Origin of the sequence: Photobacterium makurazakiensis (genome assembly GCF_050336715.1) — a bacterium.
GTDB classification, from domain to species: Bacteria; Pseudomonadota; Gammaproteobacteria; order Enterobacterales; family Vibrionaceae; genus Photobacterium; species Photobacterium makurazakiensis.
This window is the reverse complement of the sequence record NZ_JAKJSJ010000009.1, coordinates 1-22,827: the sequence shown is the minus strand read 5'-3', so window position 1 is coordinate 22,827 and position 22,827 is coordinate 1. Positions and strand designations below refer to the sequence as shown.

Genomic DNA, 22,827 nt, shown 5'->3' with positions numbered 1-22,827 from the left:
CATTGGAATAACATGGTGTATCGAATATAAACCAGAGCTAATGCCATCAAAAAATCGTCCTGATAAATAAGGATGAGTGCTATTTATCATTTTATTTCCTAGTTAGTCAGTTCAGCAACCTAGAAGCTAAACTCAAGACTATGGCTTTGATAGCGGCAAATATAGGTTATGACAAAAGTGATATTCGGTTTACTTGTTCTTGCTCTTGTCTTTTTCATTGCGGAGCAATTGGGCTTTGAAGATCCGGTTGCCACTAGGCAAGTTAAAGCAATAGCAGAGCCACAGCCTAATTACCTGCTTGACGTCGAGCAACATATTAGCCAAGCACCAAGACCTAATGAAACGTTCTCGTTTCCTATCAAAGTGGGGGAGGTTGGGCCAATTCAATCCCTATATTCTGGTTCTAACCAATACCCTTTCTATTGCATGACTCTCGACTCTGGTTTAGAGCAACCATTGGTCGATAATCAGTTAGGTTTAGGCGTCCCTGTCTACGGTGAAGAGAAGGCTGAAACCGTTATCGGTTATTCGAAAGATTGTTCAGTGAAAACGCGTTTATCCTATGTTGTTGTCGGTGCTAACAATGAGCTGCATCGTAAAACCGCACTTGAATTACACCAATCCCCCCCCCGAAAAGATGAGCTGGTGCTTAGGGTTGAGCAAGGAACAATTAATCGCTATATCTACACGATTCTAATGCCAATAAATCTGGATGAAGTCGGTGATCAGAAGAGCGCCAATGTTTGGAATAAACGCTTAATTTACCGGTTTGAAGGCGGGTCGGGAATTGGCTATCGGCAGGGGCGGATCAGGTTATTCCGTTTAATAAATAAAGAGCTATCACAATTACAAAAAGGGTATGCCTTAATTACATCAAGCGGCAATAGAACCAGTTATGGCTATAATATGCTGCTGGCTGAAGATACTGCGAGAAGAGTGAAAACACAGTTTGTTAGCCTTTTTGGTGAACCGTTATACACCGTTGGAATCGGGGGGTCTGGTGGTGGCTTAGCGCAATACCTTATTGGTCAAAATAGCCAGGGCATTTTAGATGGTATTCTTCCTTTGTACTCTTACCCTGATATGGTCAGCGTTAGCACTTATGCCTTAGATTGCGACTTATTTAATAACTACTTTAGCTTTCGTGCCAGTAATAAAGATAACTGGCAAGATTGGCACAAACGACAAGCCGTAGAAGGGCTACGTGCGATTAATGGGGCAGAACAAAAATATGGTTGGTTGCAACCGTTGAACCAGCTATGGCATTGGCAACTCCCCCGATATCCAACAGGGAACAACGAATGTATTAACGGTTATTTTGGCTTAAGTAGCTATATTCATAACCCTAAGCAAGGCTTTCTCAAGCCCTATTACCATGACACTGTCGTTAAAGCGGTTAAGTGGAATTATTGGCAAGATATGGCGCAGATCTACGGCACAGACCAAACCGGTTTGGGATTATCAACGTGGGATAATATAGGGGTACAGTATGGTCTGCAGGCGCTCATTAATAATCAGATATCATTTGATGAGTTTATTGATATAAACAGAAAAATAGGCGCATGGAAGCCGTTATATAAAATGAAGCCCGAGCGAAAATTGAAACTAGGGGCGGCTATTCCTCCGATTTGGTTATCACTCTGGAGTAATCATAATATTACCGAAGTCGATAATATTTCTGCACAGCGGCAATCGGCAACGATCTCTGCTATTAACAAAGCTTATGAATATGGTCAGGTGTTTATTGGCAGAATATCGTTACCTATTATCGATATTCGCCATTACCTTGAAGATGATTTAAATATGCATCATACATCAGCTTCTTTTGTTAGCCGGCTACGGATCCTCAGTTCACAAAATCATGCTCAAAACCATGTTATTTGGATATCTGAAAAGCAACATACGCCAGTTGAAAAAGCGTATGAGGTGATGGATGAATGGTTGTTGGCGATAAACAAGTTGCCTAAGCACTGGCCTTATCAACGAAAAGTACTAGCTGCAAAACCAGTGCTGGCCAAAGACACTTGTTTTGATGAAAGTGGCAGTATTATTGCGACTGGTGATGGCGTTTTTGATGGCCGATGGAATCAGCAAGTTAATGGAACTTGTACTGAGCGTTTCCCCATTTACAGTAATAGCCGGATACAAGCGGGTGTGCCTTGGCAAGGCAGTATTTTTAAATGCCACCTTATGACTGTTGAAGCTGCGATCGAACGTGGCATATACGGTGATTTAGATTTATCTTCGAAAGTCAGCACTCTAAAACTAACGTTTCCTGATGGGGTATGTGACTATAGCCTCGGTGATGCAGGGCGGCCAAAGCAGTTATAATAGAAAGGATCTGAATGCTCCAAATCCTTTCTATCGGCGTTAAAGTTCAAGTGATGACTGCTGTTATAGAAGGTACTGAGTCGCTAGCTTTTTTGCGGTGAAACATCACCAATTTCGAACGGATTTTCTGGATTGCCGCTCCATTCATACCAACCGCCATCAAAGACGCTGATGTGCTCCCAGCCCATCACATAAGCATAGAAAAACACTTCTGAAGCACGCCAGCCTGTGCCGCAATAGAAAGAAACATTGTGATCTTTCTCTATTCCCCAGTCTTGCCAAAAGCGAGTAATAATATCAGGGCTGATCATAGTGTCGTCAGGGTTACGGAAGTCTTCTAAATGATAGGGATCTGAACCGCCATGACCCCATTTAGAGCCAGTAATTCGCCCTTTTGGATCAATATATTTATAGCCACTGGTTTCACCAAGGTATTCTGGCCAGCTACGAATACTCACAAGAGATTGGTTCTGTTGGTCTGCGAGAATATCTTTCGCTTCGGGTACATCAATAATAAAATCAGGGTTAGAGGGGATAGGTCGGCCAAATTCAACGGGCGTCGCTCTATTTCTCATTGGTTGTGTTCTGAACCCCTCATTGACCCATGACTTCCAGCCACCATTAAGTAGCCGAACATCTTCAACACCCGCATACATCATAATACTGGCGGCTCGAGCAGCGGCGGTATTATCACGGCCATATAGGATCACGGTCGTGTCATAGCGTATGCCGAGGTTCTTAATAACTTCAGTAATTTGTTGATCAGAGACTCTGTTCCACCAAGGCTCTGATTCTATATCATTAGTATTTAAATACAGAGCGGAAGGAATATGGGAGATGAGATATTTAGCGGGTGGCCCCCAGGCGACTTCGATTACCTTAAACCCTTTGGCTGGTGGGTGAACGACTTGTTCACCTTGAAGTAGCTGTTGTATCCAAGCAGCAGGTACAAGTTGTTGGTAATTTTTTAAAGCAACCAGTTCACCTGAATAGTGAGTAATAGGCTCAGCGATGATAGTCACGTTATCGTTGCCAAGTTGAGCAAATTGTTGCTTCACACGTTTAGCTTTATCGTTATCACAATAAAGGTAAGTCGGTTTATTGATATCAATGGCGTGGCTATCGAGTAGCGCTTGTAACTTAGGTGGGCGCAAGGTGCTGAGCCAATCAGCATCAAAGTTAATCGCGCCAGGGTAGTGGCCACCACGTGTAGCTTCGCCCTCAGGCCAGCCGTTGTAATTGTTACTTGAACGGCAGTCGATGATTTGGTGTGTCGTTTGAAATTCAGCCAGCTGATCAAAAGTAATAGCGAGTAGCTGGGGACTAAACAGGTAGAGAAGAGGTAACGTAAACCATTTTTGCGTTGACATGCACATAGCCCATATATGAAACAAGGCTAGCATTATATGATGCTAGCCTTGAACATTACCTATGTAAGATCACACCTTAACTTGCTAAAGCAGGTTTTCTGTTCTTAGTGTTACCTTGGTTTGGTTTTTTATTTTGCGGCTTCTTATGGCTGCTACCCGTATTTACACCACTACCATTTTTAGTGGTGTTGCCATTTTTCTCACTACGTTGGCGCTGTGAGGCTGGCTTACGATTACCTGTTTTTGGCTTTGCATCGCGACCGGTACCATTTTCTCCATTCGCCGTTTTACGCGACTGGCCATTACGTGCTTTAGGCTTGTTTGAACTGTTTGAACTGTTTGAACCATTTGGCGATGTTTTGGCTTTTGGTGACGGCTTATTAGAGCCAGTATTATTGGCGCTAGTCGATTGTCGACCGTTATCCATTTTCAGTTTTTTAGGTTTTTTCGGCTTAACTGCTTTAAGCGCTAATGATACCGGTAGCTTGCTGCTCGGTACAAAACCGAAAACATCTTCACGCTCAAGGTGCTGCTGAGTTAACTGCTCAATAGCATTTAGTTCTTTGAATTCGTCGGCACAAACCAATGAAACAGCTTGGCCTTCTGCACCTGCACGGCCTGTACGGCCAATACGGTGAACATAATCTTCTGCGACATTCGGCAAGTCGAAGTTAACTACTTGCGGCAACTGATCGATATCAATACCACGTGCTGCAATGTCTGTTGCAACTAAAATACGGACTTCACCGCTTTTGAAGTTTGCTAGTGCTTTGGTACGAGCACCTTGGCTCTTGTTACCATGAATAGCTGCTGCGGTAATGTTACGTGCTTCAAGGAAAGCCGCAAGACGGTTTGCGCCGTGTTTGGTGCGAGTAAATACCAATGCCTGCTTCCACTTTTTCTCTTGAATAAGCTTGGTTAGCAGTGCTGACTTTTTACTTTTATCAACAGGGTGAACCCACTGTTTTACAGATTTTGCTGTTGCATTGCGTGGTGTAACCGAGATCTCAACAGGGTTGTTAACCAAGCCTTTTGYCAGTTGGCGGATCTCATCAGAGAACGTTGCAGAAAACAGTAGGTTCTGGCGTTCTTTAGGTAAGAAAGCAAGGATCTTTTTGATATCACGAATAAAGCCCATATCTAACATACGGTCAGCTTCGTCTAATACCAATACTTCAAGTTGGTTAAACTTAATCGCTTTTTGATTGTAAAGGTCAAGTAAACGCCCAGGTGTCGCGACCAGTACATCAGCACCTTGTCTCATGCGCATCATTTGTGGGTTTACTTTTACACCACCAAATACAACGGCAGAGCTAAGCGGTAAGTGCTTTGAGTAGGTTGCAACATTTTCACCAACTTGTGCGGCTAGCTCTCGAGTAGGCGTTAGGATCAAAGCACGTACTTGGTTAGAACGTACTTTAGGGCCTTTAGAAAGGCGCTCAAGAATGGGTAAGGTGAAGCCTGCAGTTTTGCCTGTACCTGTTTGTGCAGCTGCCATGACATCCTTACCTTCAAGTACAGCCGGAATGGCTTGAGCTTGAATAGCAGAGGGGGTTTCATAGCCTTGGTTAGCAACAGCTTTAAGGATCGGGGCGCAAAGACCCAGAGAGGCAAAACTCATAGACAATTCTCGATAAAGTAAAAAGTTTGATCTGCCTCACACGGCAGCAAGCGCGATAGCTTACATTACGAGAGAGAAAAGTCCTAATTATTTGACCTTGGCCTTATTTATTAAGGATAAGCATCAGATGAGGTGATTAAAACTTCAAAGCGTTCATTACCTCGAAGTGATTCAAAATCAGGTTCTTCGGAAGCTAACTCTCTGAGTGATGAGCTACCAAGGATTGCGCGTTCTAAATCGTCAACCGCTTGCTCTTCAGCGCCTAAACAAGCATAAGCACATGCTCGTTGGTAAAGGGCGTGAGCATTGGTTGGGTCTAATTCAAGTACGCGATTACACAAGCTGAGCGCCCAATGGAATTCTCGGATTTCCATTGCTGCATCGGCTTTGTGAGTCAGTGCTTCAAGGTCACCAGGGCGAATTGTTAGAATTTCGTCGTACACTTCAATCTTCTGCTCTGGTGTTTGTAGATTTTGCGAACGTAGCCAGAGGTTGTGGATTTCGTTAATGACTTCTATTTCTTTATTGTTTTGCGCGATGATCCGTGTTTTACGTTTCAAGTCTTGTTCAAGGAGTTGGAATTTCTTTTCATATTGATCGGCAATTTCTTGTAATTGTTGGTCGGCAATCTTTTTTGTGTTGTCTCTTAAATCACGCAGTGATTGCCAACCGACTAATGCGAACAATGAGGCCGCACCAGCAATAAGATAGAAAAAATAAGTCACAGTCACATTTGCGTAATTTAGTGACTTATCAGCAACGGAAAGCTCACGATCCGTAATTTCAACAACCATTCGTCGTTCTAGGTCTTGTTGTTCTTTACGTAATGACTTTAGTTCATCAAGAACATATCGCTCCATCAGCGGCTTTTCGTAAATGCTTTGCTCTGAATATTTTTCTTCAGCAAATGCCCCAGAGGCGAATGAGAAGCATACACAGAGTAGAAATAGCCGATAAAGCATGAGCGTTCCTTTTATTGCAATGATCATTAATTCAAAAATAACGTAAGTGTCGATATTATCAACATAATTGTTAGAGATAGCATAGCATGAATAATGAAAAATCTTTTGTGGAGGGAGCGGGTGTTGTCGGGGGAGTATAGGGATTGGCAGAGAAGTAGCGCTGGGGGCCTGAATGAGTTGATGTGCTTACTAACAACGAGATACAGGCAAGTCTATGGTTGGCGACCTTAGTCTATTTTACCACCAGCGCTGGAGAGCTATTTGCAAGCCCTACGATATAGCGAGTCGTGAATGTCCGTACAATGCTTATATCGTTGGCTTATCAAGTCCACCTGCTTGTTGAGCGGAAGCAAGCATCGCTAAGCGCTTCTGCTCTTGTTCGGTTGTCTGTGTGTGCTGACTTGCCTGTTGTTCCGCTTCAGTTTCTGGTACAGCGGAAAAAACAAAGTCTTTATTAAAAATAAGCATGTTGTAATACCCTCAAGTCATAATGTGTAGTAATTACCACAACAGATATGCTTTATTCTCTGCGTGGTTGAACAAAAAAACATCATCCTTGAGTTTTCTGTGCAGGGATGAGTACATGGGCGTAGATCACATTTTATTACTTTTGGTAGGCGTAGTTGCCTCGCCATGTAATCACCCTACGTACATCACCTGCCTGTAGCCGCTCGTCATATTTACCTTAATAACGCCAGTGCCTGTTTAGCGGATTCAAAAGCAAAGTATTCACTGTTTACGTCTTTGGTTTTGAGCCAAAGCACTTTTTCAACGTCATCAGCGGCCTTAAAAGCAGGTTTGCTTTTAAGGTTAAGATGAAAAAAGCTGTCGCAAGTTTTATATGTCACGTCTTTATAATGATAAGTATTTGGGTGTGAACCTAAATATTTACCGTGAGCTTGTTCATAGCCAAGCTCTTCTTGTAATTCTCGGCTTAGCGCCTGTTCTAAGCTTTCATCATGGTCGACAAAACCGCCAGGAAAGTCATACATGCCTTTACCTGGATTTTGACCACGGATAGCGATCAATATTTCGTCTTGATAAGTGATGACGGCAAGTACAGCTGAAGCTGTGTTATGGAAATACACAAAGCCACACTGATAACAGGACAGTGACTTGTCATTCTGTGGCGTGAATGATTGTTTACCACACTGTGGGCAGTACATACTTTGAGCACCAAAAAGAACGAAAGCGCGAGAATAGCGTAGCCAATTCGTGATTGCTAGCGTGGTTTCGGGTAGAATCTGTCGCAAATTATTTCAACACCGGTTTAGTTATGTCTGAAGAAAATGATGAATATGAAGTAGAAGCCCTTGGCGTCGAGGTAAATGTCCAGCCCATAGAGCTTTATAAGGTGTTGAAAATTGCCAATGCAGTTAGTGGTGGTGGTGAAGCGAAATTTGCCATTTCTGAAGGGTATGTTGCGGTTAATGGTGAATTAGAGCAGCGCAAGCGCTGCAAGATCTATGACGGTGATGTGATTGAGTTTAACAATGAATTCTATGTGGTTTTGTGTGATCAACCTGTAACCGAACCGTCGGAATCGAAGGCTGAAAAAGCACAACCAGTAGCATCAAAGTCGAGCAAAGCCCCACGCAAGAAATCGGCCTCACCAGCAAATAATGGTAACAAATCGAAATCAGGTGATAAGTCTAAGCTAAGTAAAAAAGCATCAAAACCTGAAGAGCCGCAGTCAACACCAGCAGATAAAGCAACTGGACGAAAGCTAATGAGCTTTTAATTAGACTGAAATGAAGAAGCCGCCATAGTGACGCACTATTGCGGCTTTTTTATATGCGATATGTACCTGTCATGCTAGTGTTGGCCCAAACCGTATTTTTTTATTTTGCGGTACAGCGTTGCAATACCAATTCCGAGTTCTTCTGCTACTAACTTGCGATTACTAAGTCGATTAACCGCTTCTTCAATGCGGATCTTCTCCATTTCTTCGAGACTCATCGCGTTATCATCTTGAATATACTCAATCTCTTGCTTTGGCTGAATAGTATCAAAGTAAGGAGGAAGTAAATCTACGTCTATTTGGTCTCCTTCTGGTACGACATTGACTAAATATTCAATTAGGTTGCTCAGTTCACGCACATTGCCCGGCCAATGATAGCTATTAAGTCGGTTCATGGTTTCCGGAGTGATTCCTGGGTAACCCACGCCGATCCTTTGGGTGTGAATTTCTAAGAAGAAACGAATGAGTAGCTCGACATCCCCCTCGCGCTCTTTTAAGGGGGGAAGATGGATCGGGATGACATTCAAGCGGTAGTACAAGTCTTCGCGAAATTTGTTGGTTGCAATCATTTCGGCAAAATTACGGTTGGTTGCTGAGATAATGCGGATATCAACAGCGACCGCTTTGTTTGAGCCGATTGGCATGACTTCACGTTCTTCCAGTACCCGTAAGAGCTTAGCTTGTAGTGTCATCGACATGTCACCAATTTCATCAAGGAAGAGTGTCCCTTTATTGGCGGCTTGGATAAGACCTGTTTTTCCTTTACTTGAGGCTCCCGTGAAAGCCCCTTTTACATACCCAAATAGCTCACTTTCAAGTAGTTGATCTGGGATTGCGGCACAATTAATGGCGATGAATGGATTTTCTTTGCGCTCACTAAGATCGTGAACCGCATGGGCTATTACTTCTTTACCTGTACCACTTTCGCCATTAATTAGAACACTTGAAGGGCTACTCGCAATTCGGGATATTAATGTTTTTAACTGGCGTATCTTTTTGCATTCACCAATAACGGTTGAAAATTGAGGAGAGGGTTCGGTTATCGAGATTGAACGGTTAGGTTGATAGTAAGACATCAAAAAAAGTTGGTGGCATCGGGCATTATAAAATTGGCCAACGACTAACTCTTGTCTTTCGCCTAATGAAATAATGTGTTGTTGATGGCCTTTTAATTCATTATTGTGAACTGATAGGGGTTGAATATTTATTTCGGTTTTATTCAGAACGTCGTTAGTGATATTTAAGTTATTAAGGGCTTGCTGGTTACCATACTGAACACGACTATTTTCATCAAGTACAAGTACACCTTGATCCATGTTTCCAATAAGGTTGGTAAACACTTCATCAAGGCCATCAGTTTTATTATCCTTTTCCTCGACCTTTGATACCACGATTTGGGCGATGTGTATTATATAGTCAGAAAAGAGTTGTACATTTTCTTTTATTCTTTCTCGAGACTCTTCCGTGAAAGCGACTAAGCTAATCACACCAAGGCAGCGATTCTCTAGCATGATCGGCACACCAAGGAATGCTGTTTCGCGACAGGTTTCTTTATTGGTACAACCATCACAAAGAGGATCAGTACGTGATTTTAAAACAACTTTTTCTTCATGTGTCTCAATTATATACCTGAATATTCTTGAACTAGTATTGAGTTTTTTGCCAAAAAATTTGCTATAAGGCCCAGTACCAGCGATACGAACTAAATCAGCATCGACGACTTCAGCATCGAGCTTTAATACCGCCGAGAGCGATTGGGTGAAACGAAGGATCGTAGGTTGAAGTTTCATCAGCTCGGAGGTCACAGGCATATTCAGCATAATATAAGACTTCGAAATATGTAAATAAAACAAGTTAGATGAATTTAATAAATCTCTGTTTGATATATATCAGTGTTTTATGTTGCGTATAAGGAAAATAAAGATAAGTGTTAACAATGTCACAAGCTAATATCAATATGATATTAGTCCAGAGTATAACTATCATTTTGGTTTTGAGGCCTGATAAATTTTGATAGTTTTATTGAAAAATCATCTGATGAAAATAAAAATCCACTTGGGAGTTTTATGAGTAGGCCAATGGTAATGCGGCTTTGAACGATTTTTATTTTATGTTTCCCCCGATTTTTGAAAAGTGGCATAGATATTGGAAGCTATTAAATAACAGTGAAAACTAATCGTTACTCTGAATCAAAACTAATAGCTTGTATGCATTATTCAATGCGTTTCCATATGTAGATAAAATCACAATCAAATATTGGGAAGAATAAAATGAAAAGTATTAATGAACTAATAAAGGAAATCAATGAACTAAAGTCTGATCTACATGAGAAAGATTTCCTATTAACGTGGGAGCAAACGCCTGAAGAGCTCGAGAGTGTACTAAAAACAGCGCAGGTGCTTAAAGCAATGCGCCAGGAAAATTTAGCGACAAACGTGTTTAAAAATGGCCTTGCTGTTTCGTTGTTCCGTGATAACTCTACTCGGACCCGTTTCTCTTACGCTTCAGCCATCAATATGCTGGGGTTAGCACAGCAGGATCTTGACGAAGGTAAATCACAGATCGCTCATGGTGAAACGGTACGTGAAACCGCAAATATGATTTCATTCTGTGCAGATGCGATAGGTATTCGTGATGATATGTACTTAGGTGCCGGTAATGCTTATATGCGCGAAGTCGGTGAAGCATTGGATGATGGTGTTAAAGAAGGTGTACTACCGCATCGCCCTGCCTTGGTAAACCTGCAATGCGACATCGACCACCCAACTCAATCAATGGCTGACTTAGCATGGTTAGAAGAGCATTTTGGTGGTTTAGATAAGCTTAAAGGCAAGAAAATTGCGATGACGTGGGCGTACTCGCCAAGTTATGGCAAGCCATTATCTGTGCCGCAGGGCATTATCGGTTTGATGACGCGCTTTGGTATGGATGTAACACTAGCGTATCCAGAAGGCTATGACCTGATCCCTGAAGTGGTAGAAGAAGCGCGTAAGAATGCCGAGTTATCTGGCGGTAGTTTCACGGAAGTGTCGTCTATGGAAGAGGCTTTCCAAGATGCCGATATCGTTTATCCGAAGTCTTGGGCACCTTATCAAGTTATGGGCCGCCGTACCGAGCTACTTCGCGCTAACGATCATGATGGCTTGAAAGCGCTTGAGCAAGAGTGTCTTGCTCAGAATGCTAATCATAAAGACTGGCATTGCACTGAAGAAATGATGAAATTGACTAAGCAAGGCGAAGCGTTATACATGCACTGCTTGCCAGCCGATATTACCGGTGTGTCGTGTGAAGAAGGTGAGGTGGAAGAGTCGGTATTTGAAAAATATCGTATCGCAACCTACAAAGAAGCTAGCTGGAAGCCATACGTCATCGCGGCAATGATCATGAACCGAAAATACCAGAATCCTGCTCAAATCTTACAAGAATTGCTAGATGACGGGCAAAAGCGGGTGAAATAAATCACTTAATACTCCAGTTACTCACTGCCAGTAAATAGGCAGGCAGTGAGGTCCAAAGTCGATCTATCTGAAATTATACAGTTTGAGCTAATTGCTTGCTCATGGCGGGGGTAATCATCATGCGTTTACTCCTTGGTACCCCCCGCATTTTCTTTTTATATATTCAATGAGGTCTGGTCGTGTCTACATTCTCTCTAAAAATGGAGATCGCCGATAACCGCCATTATAACGGTCAGCTATCTCCTCTATTCACCATTGAACAAGCGGAAAAAGCGCGCGCTTTTCACCAAAAAGTAGAAGGGTATCAGCCAACGCCATTACATTCTCTCAACCATTTAGCCAAAGAAATTGGTGTCGGAAAAATATTAGTTAAAGATGAAGCTCATCGCTTTGATTTATGCGCATTTAAAATGTTGGGAGGCGCCTACGCGATAGCGCGTTTGCTCTGTGATGAATACAAACTTGATATTAAAGCCTTTGATTTCGATGCCTTGAAAAAAGACATAACTGAAAAGATGACGTTTGCAACAGCAACGGATGGTAATCATGGTCGTGGTGTTGCTTGGGCTGCCAATAAGCTCGGTCAAAATGCTGTGGTATATATGCCCAAAGGGGCTGCAGATGAGCGGGTTAATAATATTCGTGCCTTAGGTGCTGAATGCATTGTTACCGAGATGAATTATGACGATACCGTACGTTTAGCAATTAAAACGGCTGAAGAAAATGGTTGGAAAGTCGTGCAAGACACCGCGTGGGAAGGTTATACCGAAATTCCAACGTGGATCATGCAAGGCTATACCACTCTGGCAGCTGAGGCCGTAGATCAAATGAAAGCTCAGCAGATCGAGCATCCAACCCATGTTTTTCTACAAGCGGGTGTCGGGGCGATGGCTGGTGGGGTTCTAGGTTATCTTTGCGACCAATTTGGTTCTGACAGATTGCACTCAGTGATTGTTGAGCCTGATCTCGCTGATTGTATTTATCGCTCCGGTATTAGTGAAAATGGCCAAATGGTCAATGTCGGTGGTGATATGGCAACCATCATGGTTGGCCTTGCATGTGGAGAGCCGAACCCAATTGGCTGGCCAGTGTTACGTGATTGTTCAACCCAGTTTGTTTCATGCCAAGACAGTGTTGCTGCATTAGGAATGCGTGTGCTTGGTAACCCGCTAGGCGATGATCCTCGAGTCGTATCTGGAGAGTCCGGCGCCGTTGGTGCAGGTCTGTTAGCTGCGGTGCATTATCACCCAGAGCGAGAGCAATTAATGGAGAAGCTTGGTCTGAATAAAGACTCGGTAGTATTGCTGGTTAATACCGAGGGGGATACCGACCCGGTGCATTATCGGGAAGTCGTATGGCAAGGTTTGCACTCAACGCTTTGAGTCCTGAAGCCATTCATATTGCGCTTTAGTTCGATATTGCAACAGGAGTGCTTATTTATGCTTATAAACGCCATGATTTTATTTGCACTTACTCGCGTCATTAAATGCGCAAACTATCAATCTTTCAAAACAAATTACATGGTGTTTGGTGGTGATAACCGCTTTCAAGCACCTGAAAAATCACACATGCCGGAGGCGAAAAACCTAATCCGGCGCAAGGAGAATTACAATGACAATGAATATTCCATTCGCAAAAGTATTAGAAAAAGCTCAAGAATATAAAGCGGATATGAGCCGTTTCCTCCGTGACATGATTGCTATTCCAAGCGAAAGCTGTGATGAAGAAAAAGTGGTACTCCGTATTAAAGAAGAAATGGAAAAAGTGGGTTTTGATAAGGTTGAAATCGATCCTATGGGGAATGTGCTAGGTTGGATCGGCCATGGCCCACATTTAATTGCGATGGATGCTCATATCGATACCGTTGGTGTCGGTAATATGGATAACTGGGAATTCGACCCATACCAAGGTATGGAAGATGATGAAGTGATTGGTGGCCGTGGAGCATCGGATCAAGAAGGCGGCATGGCATCAATGGTGTATGCAGGAAAAATCATAAAGGATCTCGGCCTTGAAGATGAGTATACCTTGCTGGTAACCGGTACCGTGCAGGAAGAAGACTGCGACGGCCTATGTTGGCAGTATATTATTGAAGAGAGCAAAATACGCCCTGAGTTTGTGGTATCGACTGAGCCGACAGATTGCCAAATTTACCGTGGTCAGCGTGGTCGTATGGAAATTCGTGTCGATGTGTCCGGTGTGAGCTGCCACGGTTCAGCACCTGAGCGTGGTGATAATGCCATCTTTAAAATGGGGCCAATCCTCAACCAGCTTGAAGATCTTTCTCATAACCTAAAAGACGATCCATTCTTAGGTAAAGGTACGCTGACTGTTTCTGAAATTTTCTTTACCTCACCTAGCCGTTGTGCCGTAGCTGATAGCTGCGCTGTATCAATTGACCGTCGCTTAACTTGGGGCGAAACATGGGAAGGTTCATTGGAAGAGATCCGTGCTTTACCTGCCGTACAAGAAGCCCAAGCGGTGGTTTCTATGTATGAATATGACCGTCCTGCTTATACCGGCTTGGTATACCCAACAGAGTGTTATTTCCCAACGTGGTTAATCGATGAAGAACATGTTGCAACCAAAACATTAGAAGCGTCTTACGAGCTGCTATTTGACCAAAAACCAATCGTTGATAAGTGGACGTTCTCAACCAACGGCGTATCAATTATGGGTCGTTACGGCATTCCAGTAATTGGCTTTGGTCCAGGTAAAGAGCCAGAAGCTCATGCGCCAAACGAAAAAACGTGGAAAAAGCATTTAGTCACCTGTGCTGCCATGTACGCGGTGATCCCACAGATGTACTTGAAAGAACTAAAAAAATAACCCGTTAGTGGTTTAAGCTTTTCTGTCCTAGGGGTGCCGACCCTATGCCTAACGTTGGCCTCATACCCCCCTAGGATGGATTTTCTGTTTCATTTTCAGGCTTAACTTGTTGGTACTGATACAGAGCCTTAAAACGAAACAGTAACCTGACAGCGGTGGGGGAATCATGGGTCACAATAATTTGAATGGAAACATACGGGTAAGTGACGTTTCTCAGCACACTTCAGGTATAAGTGATGCCGTACTGATCCGCCAAGGAATCGTCGTTGATCATTTGAAAGCCCAACAGGCTGATATCTTAGTTATTGACGGCAAGATTGCCGACGTTGCACCTGAAATCCATCGTGTTCCCTCTGGTTGTGATGTGATTGAAGCCGCCGGTTTGTATGTAATGCCAGGCGGGATTGATGTTCACACCCACTTTAATATTGATGTTGGGATCAGCCGTAGCTGCGATGATTTTTACACTGGTACTCGCTCAGCAGCCTGCGGCGGAACCACAACCATAGTCGATCATATGGGGTTTGGCCCTAAAGGCTGTAATCTTCACCACCAGTTATCCGTATACAAAGAGTATGCCAAAGACAAGGCTGTGATTGACTATAGCTTTCATGGCGTGATTCAGCACATTAATGCAGAGATCTTGGCGGAAATGGCCTCGATGGTGGAAGAAGAGGGGATTTCGAGCTTCAAGCTGTATCTAACTTACAATTACAAGTTGGATGATAGCGATGTGCTGAAAGCATTGATTGAGTTGAACAAGGTCAATGCGCTAACCACGGTTCACCCTGAGAACGACGCCGCGATCGCATTACGACGAGAACAGCTACTTGCCCAAGGAAAAACCGCCCCTAAATACCATGCCGAGAGTCGACCGCTAGCTTGTGAGGCAGAAGCCATTGCAAGAGTGATTAACTTGGCAAGCCTCGCCGATAACGCGCCGCTTTATATTGTTCATCTGTCGAATGGCTTGGGTTTGGATTACGTCAGACTTGCTCGGCAGAACCATCAACCCGTATGGGCAGAAACCTGCCCACAGTACCTTGTGCTATGCGATGCGTGTTATGAACGCGAAGATGCACTCAAGTTTATTCTCAGTCCACCACTGCGCCCGGTAGAGGAGTCCCGCAAACTTTGGCAGGGCATAGAAGATGGTAGCATCAATACGATTGCGACAGACCATTGCTCTTTTACTTATCAAGTACAGAAACAACAGGGTAAAGATAATTTCAGTGCTTGCCCAAATGGATTACCCGGTGTGGAAACACGGATGCCATTACTGTTTTCTGATGGGGTAATGGCGGGGCGAATTAGCCCCAGCCGTTTTGTTGAATTGACTAGTTATATGCCAGCGAAACTCTTCGGCTTGTACCCGCAGAAAGGGACATTACAGGTCGGTGCAGATGCCGATTTGGTGATGTTCGATCCTAAGCGGCAAGTAACGATCAAACACGAATTATTACACGACAACACCGATTACACCCCGTATGAAGGTAAGCAAGTTCAAGGCTGGCCAGTGATGACTATTAGCCGAGGACAGGTGGTGGCGTGCAATGGCGAATTTACGGGGAAAGCTGGGAATGGCCGCTTTATTCGCCGCCATCCGTTTCACACTCATCAATTACTATAACGAGATTGGTTATAGCGAGTTTATTGTAACGGCTTAAGGAGAGGTTTTCCCATATCACCGAYGGGAAGGCTTCACCCAACTAACAAGGATAATTCAAGGAACTATTATGAAGCCTATTGCTGTTGTTGCCCTTGGCGGCAATGCGTTGCTGCGTCGTGGCGATGCCCCAAGTTTTGAAAACCAACTCATTAACATCAAAATTGCCGCAAAAGCGATCGCGCAAATAGCCAAAGAGTATCAGGTTGCTATTGTGCATGGTAATGGTCCGCAAGTAGGGCTGCTAGCACTACAAAATCTCGCTTATGACAAAGTATCGCCATATCCACTTGATGTTCTTGGTGCTGAAAGTGAAGGTATGATTGGTTATATGTTAGCGCAAGAACTGCAAAATTTGATGCCACAAACTGAAGTAACTAGCTTATTAACACGTATCGAAGTCGACCCAAATGATCCAAGCATGTTGGATCCAACAAAATTTGTTGGCCCTGTATATAACGAAGATGAAGCTGGTATTCTGGCTGAGGCCAACAACTGGACCATGAAGCGAGATGGCGAATATGTCAGGCGCGTTGTTCCATCACCTAAGCCGTTAAATATTATCGATAAACAGTCAATTGAAACTTTGCTTGATGCCGGGCAGGTTGTGATTTGTTGCGGAGGTGGTGGTATTCCAGTCCGGAAAGGTGATTTTGGTTATGTTGGTGTAGAAGGGGTGATCGATAAAGATTTGTCGGCGACCTTGCTTGCGAAGCAGCTTAAAGCCGATAAGCTACTGATCTTGACCGATGCAGATGCCGTTTACCTTGATTGGGGCACAGATAACCAGCGAGCGTTACGCCTAGCATCACCAACCCAACTCAGCGAATATCAATTTCCAGCCGGTTCAATGGGACCAAAGGTAGAAGCGGCAGTAGATTTTGCCACGTTCGGTGGTAAAGCTTATATCGGTGCGCTAGAACAAGGCTTAGATGTATTAGCTGAAAAAGCAGGTACCTGCGTGAGTGTATAACCATTCCTTATTCGGTGGTAGGTAGCTAAACTATCTGCCACTTCCTCGCTTCAAAGCCCATAATAACTCTGTTAATCTGCGTTTCCTTTTTTGTTTTTGTTGGTCTATCCCTTGCTTTCAACACATAAGTTCACTTTAGCTGGCTGTACTGCCATTTTACTTTGGAGCTGTATTGTTGCGTTTATTCGTAACGTTACCGAGCAGCTCGGTCCGATTGGGGGCGCAGCCATGATTTACACAGTAAGCTCAGTTTTTCTGGCACTGTTCATTGGTTTACCCAACCCTAAACGATTTTCCCTTAAATACTTGTTGATTGGTGGTGGCTTATTTGTTGCCTATGAAATGTGTTTATCGCTGGCTTTAGGTATGGCGAATTCTCGCCATCAGGCTGTCGAAATGGGGGTTATCAACTATTTGTGGCCGTGCTTAACTGTCTTGCTGGCCGTAATCGTGAGTAAAAAGCCCGTTAACCCTCTATTGTACCCTGCAATGGCACTTTCCTTTTTTGGTGTAGCATGGACAGTTAGCGGGGATGAGGGGTTGTCCGTTGCCCTGCTTGCTGCCAATGTGGCATCGAACCCTGTAAGTTACAGCCTCGCTTTTGTCGGTGCATTTCTTTGGGCAATTTACTGTAATTTAACAAAAAGATTGGCAAAGGGTGAAAACGGGATCACCTGGTTTTTCATTGGGACGGCGATTGCTCTGTGGGTTAAGTACTTGTTGAGCAACGAGCCGCCAATGGCCTGGACACTTCAAGCTGGTATCGATTTAATGCTCGCTGCGTCAGTGATGGGAGCAGGATATGCGTTGTGGAATATTGCCATTATTGGCGGCAACATGGTGATGCTGGCAACTTTTTCCTATTTTACCCCGATTTTTTCGACGTTCTTATCTGCAATTTTGCTTGATATCGAATTAACGACGTCGTTCTGGCAAGGTGTGGTAATGGTAACTGTTGCATCGCTAAGTTGCTGGTGGCTGACTAGAAAACAGTAAAAACTCATCGATAAGTCAGCAGCTTCCTTTAATTTGACTACAATCGTTCAAAAGAGGGGGCTGCTGTGAAACGACTGAATTTCATGTATCTAATAAAACTTGTGTTTACCCTGCTCGGGGTTGGATTATTGGCAACGAGTGTGGTCGCTGAACCGTTGAAGGCTACTTTAGCTGACGGGCGTGAAGTGATCCTTTATTCAGATAATACTTGGCGCTTCTTAACACCGAATGCGGGTACGACGGCATCTGCAGCAGCCTTGTCTGTGGTTAGCTCAGTACCTCAGCCAAGTTTTCCCACACCTGATGGAATATTGATTGAACCCGGTACTGGCAAGCAGGTTGAAGCAGCGCAACGTAGCGGAGTAACGGTAATGCTAGAACCTGCCTATTATCAAAATGGTGAGTTAGTGATCCCAACATTGCTTAAAAATGATGGAACAGACGCTATCGTTCTAGTGAAGCTTGCACTTAAGCTGCATAGTGAGAAAGGTGAGGTAATGGCCCGTAAAGAGAAGAAGGTGTGGACATCTATTAAGCGCATGCCAGAAACCTACTTTCGCCCTGATACAGAACGGGAAGGGAAGGTACTGGACTTCAGTGTACCAGCAGCAAAGCATTACTATTTAGAGCTGGAAATTACAGAGGTTGAACATTGGTAAGCCTCTGAATAATGGTACTGAAACAATCTCTAGCTAGATTTTGTTGATGTTATGGTACTTTTTTAATGCTTGCTCTATATGGCGGTTTTCTTCTGAAAGTAATATATCCAAATGAGCGGGATAAGCAGTTTTCTGACTTTTTATATATGCGGCCAGCAGCTTTACATCATCTGGCCTTGGCTTGTAGCTTAAGTTAGGAAAGGTGGTGTAAATAGTATCTATCGCTTCATTCATCCCATTGATTACAGGTTTACTTGCTGCGGTTGTCATTATGTTTCCAGCTATATTGTGTGAAGGTTTAATTTTGAAGCGATTCTAATGGCGGAATATTTCAATGGTTTTGCACTATTAGTGCATTGTTGTTGCAGGTGTGTGGTTTACGAGCAGATGAATAGACTCGCTTAGATGGTGTCATGAGGCTCTAACTGTCAGATGTTGGCATCAGTTATCGTCTGGTGACAGTGCAGGATAGTGACCATTGTAATAATACAGTGCACCAGAGGTTAAGGTCACAAGGGCTAGAATCAGAAATTGCGGTTCAAGTTTACTATAAACTTCTGATTGGATTGATCCAGGGAGGTAGCAGGCGCACTCGAAATGAAGACCTTGATATAGCGCTAGCCCTTTCAAAGCGATATAGAGGCTGAAGCAAATCACCACTGGTAGAAAAGAGGTGAGCTTGGTATAAGCCATGATGGCGCTAAGACAAAGCGCCAGTGGAAGGGCAAAAGAAATGGGTTTGGCATATGTTGATGAGAACAAACCAGTATCTGTGAGTAACAAAGCCATTTGCTCTGGCACGATAAACCCCTTGAGGCTCAAAGCCGAGACATATATCAGCACAAAGCTGGTGATAATAAAATGAAAATACCCTTTAGTTTTCATTGTTTTCATCCCTGTATGTTGTCGTTATACGTTATTGTTTCAACGGCGAACATTGCCAGTGCAAAGGCGTTGTTTTGAATAACTAGTCCAACTTTTTATTTTCTAGGTGCATAATGGCTTCAAGTACACTGCCGCCAATAGCACGTGCTTTGTCTGAAATGGTTGTAAAATCAGCTTCGATACCTCTTGGATCGATATCGCCAATTTTGAAGCCTTCAGTCACCGATAATCCAGCATTTAATAACCCCCGCATCATGCCGCCAAGTGGAGCAATAACAGGGCTATCGTCAACATGGGCAATGACATCACCTTCTTCGACAATATCACCAAGTTTAACGTGGTTATGCATGACACCAGCACAGGGGGCTCGTAAAACCCGCTGATGGGTATAACCAGCGATATTACCGGGAATCCCTGTATTTGCTTGGGTTACGCCATTATAAATAATCCGCCCAAGGTGGTGGCCACGGTTAGTTTCAATGACTGCATCGCAGTCTATACCCGCGGTAAAACCGGGGCCTAAGGCAATGGTGATGGGGGCCATATCTTTGGTGGTGCCGATATTACGTTTGGCCAAAATGGCGTCTATTATTATCGCTGGTTTCATCTTGGCTAACGAACAACAGGTTTCATCGATCATTACCGGTACTTGGCCATCGTCAATAGCCTTGAATACATCTTCGCAGTTAAGCGCCTTACGCGCTGTGATCCCTTCAACGTTACATGGTTCTCCATATAAACATTGACCAAAAGAGACAGAGCAGCGGATCATGGTTGGTTGGGCAATATCGCTCAAGACTACTTTAAAACCTGAATTAAATAACCGGATAGCCACCCCTGTTGCAATATCTCCTGCGCCACGGATAAGAACCAATTTATTTTTGTTCAACCGGGAATCATCTTTCATTAGCCCACCTGCCGATTGATGTTTCACTTTAAGGATTTCGGCCATGATACTAATTGCTATTTCTTCAGGGGTTTCTGCGCCAATGTTGAAGCCAATGGGAGAGTGGATAGCCTGAATGTGGCTTTCGCTGACATTACATTGTCGTAGATGAGTAAATAAGGTTTGCACCTTACGGCGGCTTGCCATAAGTCCTAAGTATTGGGTGTCACAGTTAACGACCTTCGTGATCGCATCTTGATCTTGATGGTTAGTGGCGATAACAACGAAACTATCTTTGGTAATATCCAGTTTATCAATTGCCTCTACCATAGAGCTTCCTTGCACAAGTTTGGTACCTGTTGGAAAGTAATCTTTGTTGAGGCTCTCGGCATAGGCGTCTGCGACGGTAATATCAAAGCCAACGACATCCGCCGCATGTGCAACGGCGCGATTAACGTGACCCGCCCCAATTAGTAGTAGGCTGGGGCGTAGGCCATAGACATCTATAAGTACGCTCATGGCACCACCACAATCCATTCCCATTGCTTCTGGTCCAGAGCGTGTCATTCGTCCTTTAATAACTCGAGATTTTCTTTGCTGCAGAGCTTCGAGAGCCTGCTCTATAACATAGCGCTCAATCATTCCACCGCCAACCGTACCTATGATACTGCCATCAGTCTTGACGATCATTTGCCCTGAGTGGCGCGGAGCCGACCCCCGAGTTTCGATAATATTAGCAAGGGCAAAAGGGGTGTTTTGTTCTTCGAGCTGGGCTGCCTTGGCAAAAATGTTCATTCATTCAACCTCTGTGCTGTGAGGTCAGGTTGCAAGTGCAAACTGTTCCTTCACTAAAATCTTTTTTATCGGTGTAACAGACATCATTTCTGTAAGCCAAATGGCATCAAGCAGTTTATTTTGCATCATGACTACTTCAGCGGTTGCGCAAAGTTGATGAAGGTCATGATGTAAATCTACCTTGTTGATAAGCCATATTTTAATAGCGTGTTCAGGTGTATTCTTGAACATCCCATTAGGGTGGGCGATGAGTTTATTTAAGATATTATGGTTAACTTCATCACCTTGTTGGCACTGGGTTATGGAAGAAAATGCCGACCAACGATGAATTGCATCGGGGTCTGCCTGCTTATTAATCGCTTCTGCGCCTGTTAAACCGATAACCATATCCGTACAGTTTGGAATGCAAGGCTCGTGCCCAAACGGTGCTTTTATCGGTAATGAACGGGCACCGTCAGATTCAATAATGAATACTGTGAAATGGCCGGTATTTTTTAATATTTCTATCTCGTTAATTGTTAATCCTGAGACTTTTATCTTATTTTTATCATTACGGCTTTTAATCAAACTTTGATAGCAAAAAGTGATACTTGGCTCAGAAAAATAGAAGTCATTATCTGGTAGATATTGGTGGTGCTCTTTATCGTTTATCGGTGCATAAAAGTGACGATTAATATCATTCAAATAATCGTATTGAACAATATAATCAACGTGATTGGATTCAGGTAAGTACATTTTTGTTGTAGTGGTAACACAGACACGGTGTCCCCAACGTTTGAACAAATCAGCAAGCCAATAAGCTGTTGTTGTTTTCCCGCCAGCACCAACTAATGAAATAACTAGAGGGGAAACTTGCAGAGCATGTAGGCGACTAATATCTAACATAGGAAAGAGTGATAGTAATTGAGGTTGCGAACCATATCGATTATTCATACTCATCACCCACAATATAGAATTACTAGTTTATAAGGTAAATTATGAAGATCAGAACTCGCCCAAATCATCTAGACTGTGTTATGCCCGCGGCTGGGCTGTCGAGCAGAATGGGGCGTTGGAAATTGATGCTACCGTATCAAAACAAGACAGTCCTTGATGTAAGTATCGAAAATGCACTTTCATTCTGTAGCAGGGTTATTTTAGTTGTAGGTTATCGCTCGGATGAATTAGTGAAAAAATATCAGTCATGTAAAGGTGTAAAAGTGGTTGTAAATCCACACTTTAAACTGGGGATGTTTGGTTCTATTCAGCAGGGGGTGCAATGGGTTGAGTCAAAACATTTTTTCATTTGCCATGCTGATATGCCATGTATTAGTTCGAATATCTTCTATCAAACATGGGTGAACCGCGGAGAGTATACGGTTTTCCCCGGTACGCTGACTAAGCCTGGWCACCCCGTTTTACTCCCTAGCACGATAAAGCAAAATATTATTGACGCTGATATTAACCAGTCAATGAAAGCCATTATTTATCGTTATTCAGTTAAATATTTGAACTTAGGTTCCGATTCAATTTATTTTGATGTCGATACTCCCGAAGCGTATAAACAACTTTGTGAGCAAGAGCATTAATTGCTATCAAAATGAGACTGTTGAAAATATCACTCTCATTTTGATATAAGTAATCAATCTGATTATGAGGTGTATTCACTTTAATCC

At 43.4% G+C, this 22,827-nt stretch carries 20 protein-coding genes; 10 read left to right on the top strand and 10 right to left on the bottom strand.

The features are described from left to right. Nucleotides 1-168: 168 nt before the first annotated feature. Nucleotides 169-2,331 (top strand): DUF6351 family protein, encoded by a 2,163-nt coding sequence (locus L4D09_RS00460; RefSeq protein ID WP_428455519.1) that lies wholly within the window; start codon nucleotides 169-171, stop codon nucleotides 2,329-2,331. Between the two features lie 83 nt (nucleotides 2,332-2,414). On the opposite strand, the gene L4D09_RS00455 is transcribed toward L4D09_RS00460, so the two are convergent. The 5 genes from L4D09_RS00455 to L4D09_RS00435 all read right to left on the bottom strand — a co-directional run bounded on the left by L4D09_RS00455 (nucleotide 2,415) and on the right by L4D09_RS00435 (nucleotide 7,537). Further along, the gene (locus tag L4D09_RS00455) at nucleotides 2,415-3,701 is read right to left on the bottom strand and encodes a sulfurtransferase (RefSeq protein ID WP_428455518.1); all 1,287 of its coding nucleotides are present in this window, start codon (nucleotides 3,699-3,701) and stop codon (nucleotides 2,415-2,417) included. A gap of 76 nt (nucleotides 3,702-3,777) precedes the next feature. Beyond that, complete coding sequence (locus tag L4D09_RS00450) at nucleotides 3,778-5,322, bottom strand: DEAD/DEAH box helicase (protein ID WP_428455517.1); 1,545 nt, start codon at nucleotides 5,320-5,322, stop codon at nucleotides 3,778-3,780. A gap of 110 nt (nucleotides 5,323-5,432) precedes the next feature. Further along, a complete protein-coding gene (locus L4D09_RS00445) occupies nucleotides 5,433-6,284 on the bottom strand; it encodes a TPR end-of-group domain-containing protein (protein ID WP_428455516.1) in 852 nt (283 codons plus the stop codon). A gap of 306 nt (nucleotides 6,285-6,590) precedes the next feature. After that, the gene (locus L4D09_RS00440) at nucleotides 6,591-6,752 is read right to left on the bottom strand and encodes a hypothetical protein (RefSeq protein WP_428455515.1); all 162 of its coding nucleotides are present in this window, start codon (nucleotides 6,750-6,752) and stop codon (nucleotides 6,591-6,593) included. A gap of 212 nt (nucleotides 6,753-6,964) precedes the next feature. Next, complete coding sequence (locus L4D09_RS00435) at nucleotides 6,965-7,537, bottom strand: NUDIX hydrolase (protein WP_428455514.1); 573 nt, start codon at nucleotides 7,535-7,537, stop codon at nucleotides 6,965-6,967. A gap of 23 nt (nucleotides 7,538-7,560) precedes the next feature. Between L4D09_RS00435 and L4D09_RS00430 the strand changes: the two genes are divergently transcribed. Continuing rightward, a complete protein-coding gene (locus L4D09_RS00430) occupies nucleotides 7,561-8,025 on the top strand; it encodes an RNA-binding S4 domain-containing protein (RefSeq protein ID WP_428455513.1) in 465 nt (154 codons plus the stop codon). Nucleotides 8,026-8,099: 74 nt separating this feature from the next. On the opposite strand, the gene L4D09_RS00425 is transcribed toward L4D09_RS00430, so the two are convergent. Continuing rightward, nucleotides 8,100-9,815, bottom strand: a complete 1,716-nt coding sequence (locus L4D09_RS00425) for a sigma 54-interacting transcriptional regulator (RefSeq protein WP_428455512.1) — start codon at nucleotides 9,813-9,815, stop codon at nucleotides 8,100-8,102. A 480-nt stretch (nucleotides 9,816-10,295) separates the two neighbouring features. On the opposite strand from L4D09_RS00425, the gene ygeW reads away from it, so the two are divergent. From ygeW to L4D09_RS00390, 7 genes are all read left to right on the top strand, one after another. Next, complete coding sequence (gene ygeW / locus L4D09_RS00420; protein ID WP_428455511.1) at nucleotides 10,296-11,483, top strand: knotted carbamoyltransferase YgeW; 1,188 nt, start codon at nucleotides 10,296-10,298, stop codon at nucleotides 11,481-11,483. Between the two features lie 179 nt (nucleotides 11,484-11,662). Further along, nucleotides 11,663-12,865, top strand: coding sequence for a diaminopropionate ammonia-lyase (gene dpaL / locus L4D09_RS00415; RefSeq protein ID WP_428455510.1), 1,203 nt, complete (start codon nucleotides 11,663-11,665; stop codon nucleotides 12,863-12,865). Between the two features lie 229 nt (nucleotides 12,866-13,094). Further along, on the top strand, nucleotides 13,095-14,312 hold the full coding sequence (locus tag L4D09_RS00410; protein ID WP_428455509.1) for a YgeY family selenium metabolism-linked hydrolase: 1,218 nt from the start codon (nucleotides 13,095-13,097) through the stop codon (nucleotides 14,310-14,312). Nucleotides 14,313-14,478: 166 nt separating this feature from the next. Continuing rightward, a complete protein-coding gene (gene hydA / locus L4D09_RS00405) occupies nucleotides 14,479-15,942 on the top strand; it encodes a dihydropyrimidinase (protein ID WP_428455508.1) in 1,464 nt (487 codons plus the stop codon). A 103-nt stretch (nucleotides 15,943-16,045) separates the two neighbouring features. Next, nucleotides 16,046-16,951, top strand: a complete 906-nt coding sequence (gene arcC / locus L4D09_RS00400) for a carbamate kinase (RefSeq protein ID WP_428455899.1) — start codon at nucleotides 16,046-16,048, stop codon at nucleotides 16,949-16,951. Between the two features lie 111 nt (nucleotides 16,952-17,062). Then, entirely contained in the window at nucleotides 17,063-17,947 is an 885-nt protein-coding gene (gene yddG, locus L4D09_RS00395) for an aromatic amino acid DMT transporter YddG (protein WP_428455507.1), read from the top strand. Between the two features lie 65 nt (nucleotides 17,948-18,012). After that, nucleotides 18,013-18,606 (top strand): DUF3157 family protein, encoded by a 594-nt coding sequence (locus tag L4D09_RS00390; RefSeq protein WP_428455506.1) that lies wholly within the window; start codon nucleotides 18,013-18,015, stop codon nucleotides 18,604-18,606. A gap of 33 nt (nucleotides 18,607-18,639) precedes the next feature. Here L4D09_RS00390 and L4D09_RS00385 read toward each other — a convergent pair whose 3' ends face one another. From L4D09_RS00385 to yqeC, 4 genes are all read right to left on the bottom strand, one after another. After that, nucleotides 18,640-18,876, bottom strand: a complete 237-nt coding sequence (locus L4D09_RS00385; protein WP_428455505.1) for a hypothetical protein — start codon at nucleotides 18,874-18,876, stop codon at nucleotides 18,640-18,642. Nucleotides 18,877-19,047: 171 nt separating this feature from the next. Further along, nucleotides 19,048-19,491, bottom strand: coding sequence for a MauE/DoxX family redox-associated membrane protein (locus L4D09_RS00380; RefSeq protein ID WP_428455504.1), 444 nt, complete (start codon nucleotides 19,489-19,491; stop codon nucleotides 19,048-19,050). Between the two features lie 82 nt (nucleotides 19,492-19,573). Continuing rightward, complete coding sequence (gene yqeB, locus L4D09_RS00375; protein ID WP_428455503.1) at nucleotides 19,574-21,172, bottom strand: selenium-dependent molybdenum cofactor biosynthesis protein YqeB; 1,599 nt, start codon at nucleotides 21,170-21,172, stop codon at nucleotides 19,574-19,576. 24 nt (nucleotides 21,173-21,196) lie between these two features. Next, a complete protein-coding gene (gene yqeC / locus L4D09_RS00370; RefSeq protein ID WP_428455502.1) occupies nucleotides 21,197-22,105 on the bottom strand; it encodes a selenium cofactor biosynthesis protein YqeC in 909 nt (302 codons plus the stop codon). A gap of 44 nt (nucleotides 22,106-22,149) precedes the next feature. Here yqeC and mocA point away from each other — a divergent pair, with 44 nt between their 5' ends. Continuing rightward, nucleotides 22,150-22,740 carry a molybdenum cofactor cytidylyltransferase gene (gene mocA / locus L4D09_RS00365; protein WP_428455501.1) on the top strand — a complete coding sequence of 197 codons (591 nt, stop codon included), beginning with the start codon at nucleotides 22,150-22,152 and terminating at the stop codon, nucleotides 22,738-22,740. Nucleotides 22,741-22,827: the final 87 nt, after the last annotated feature.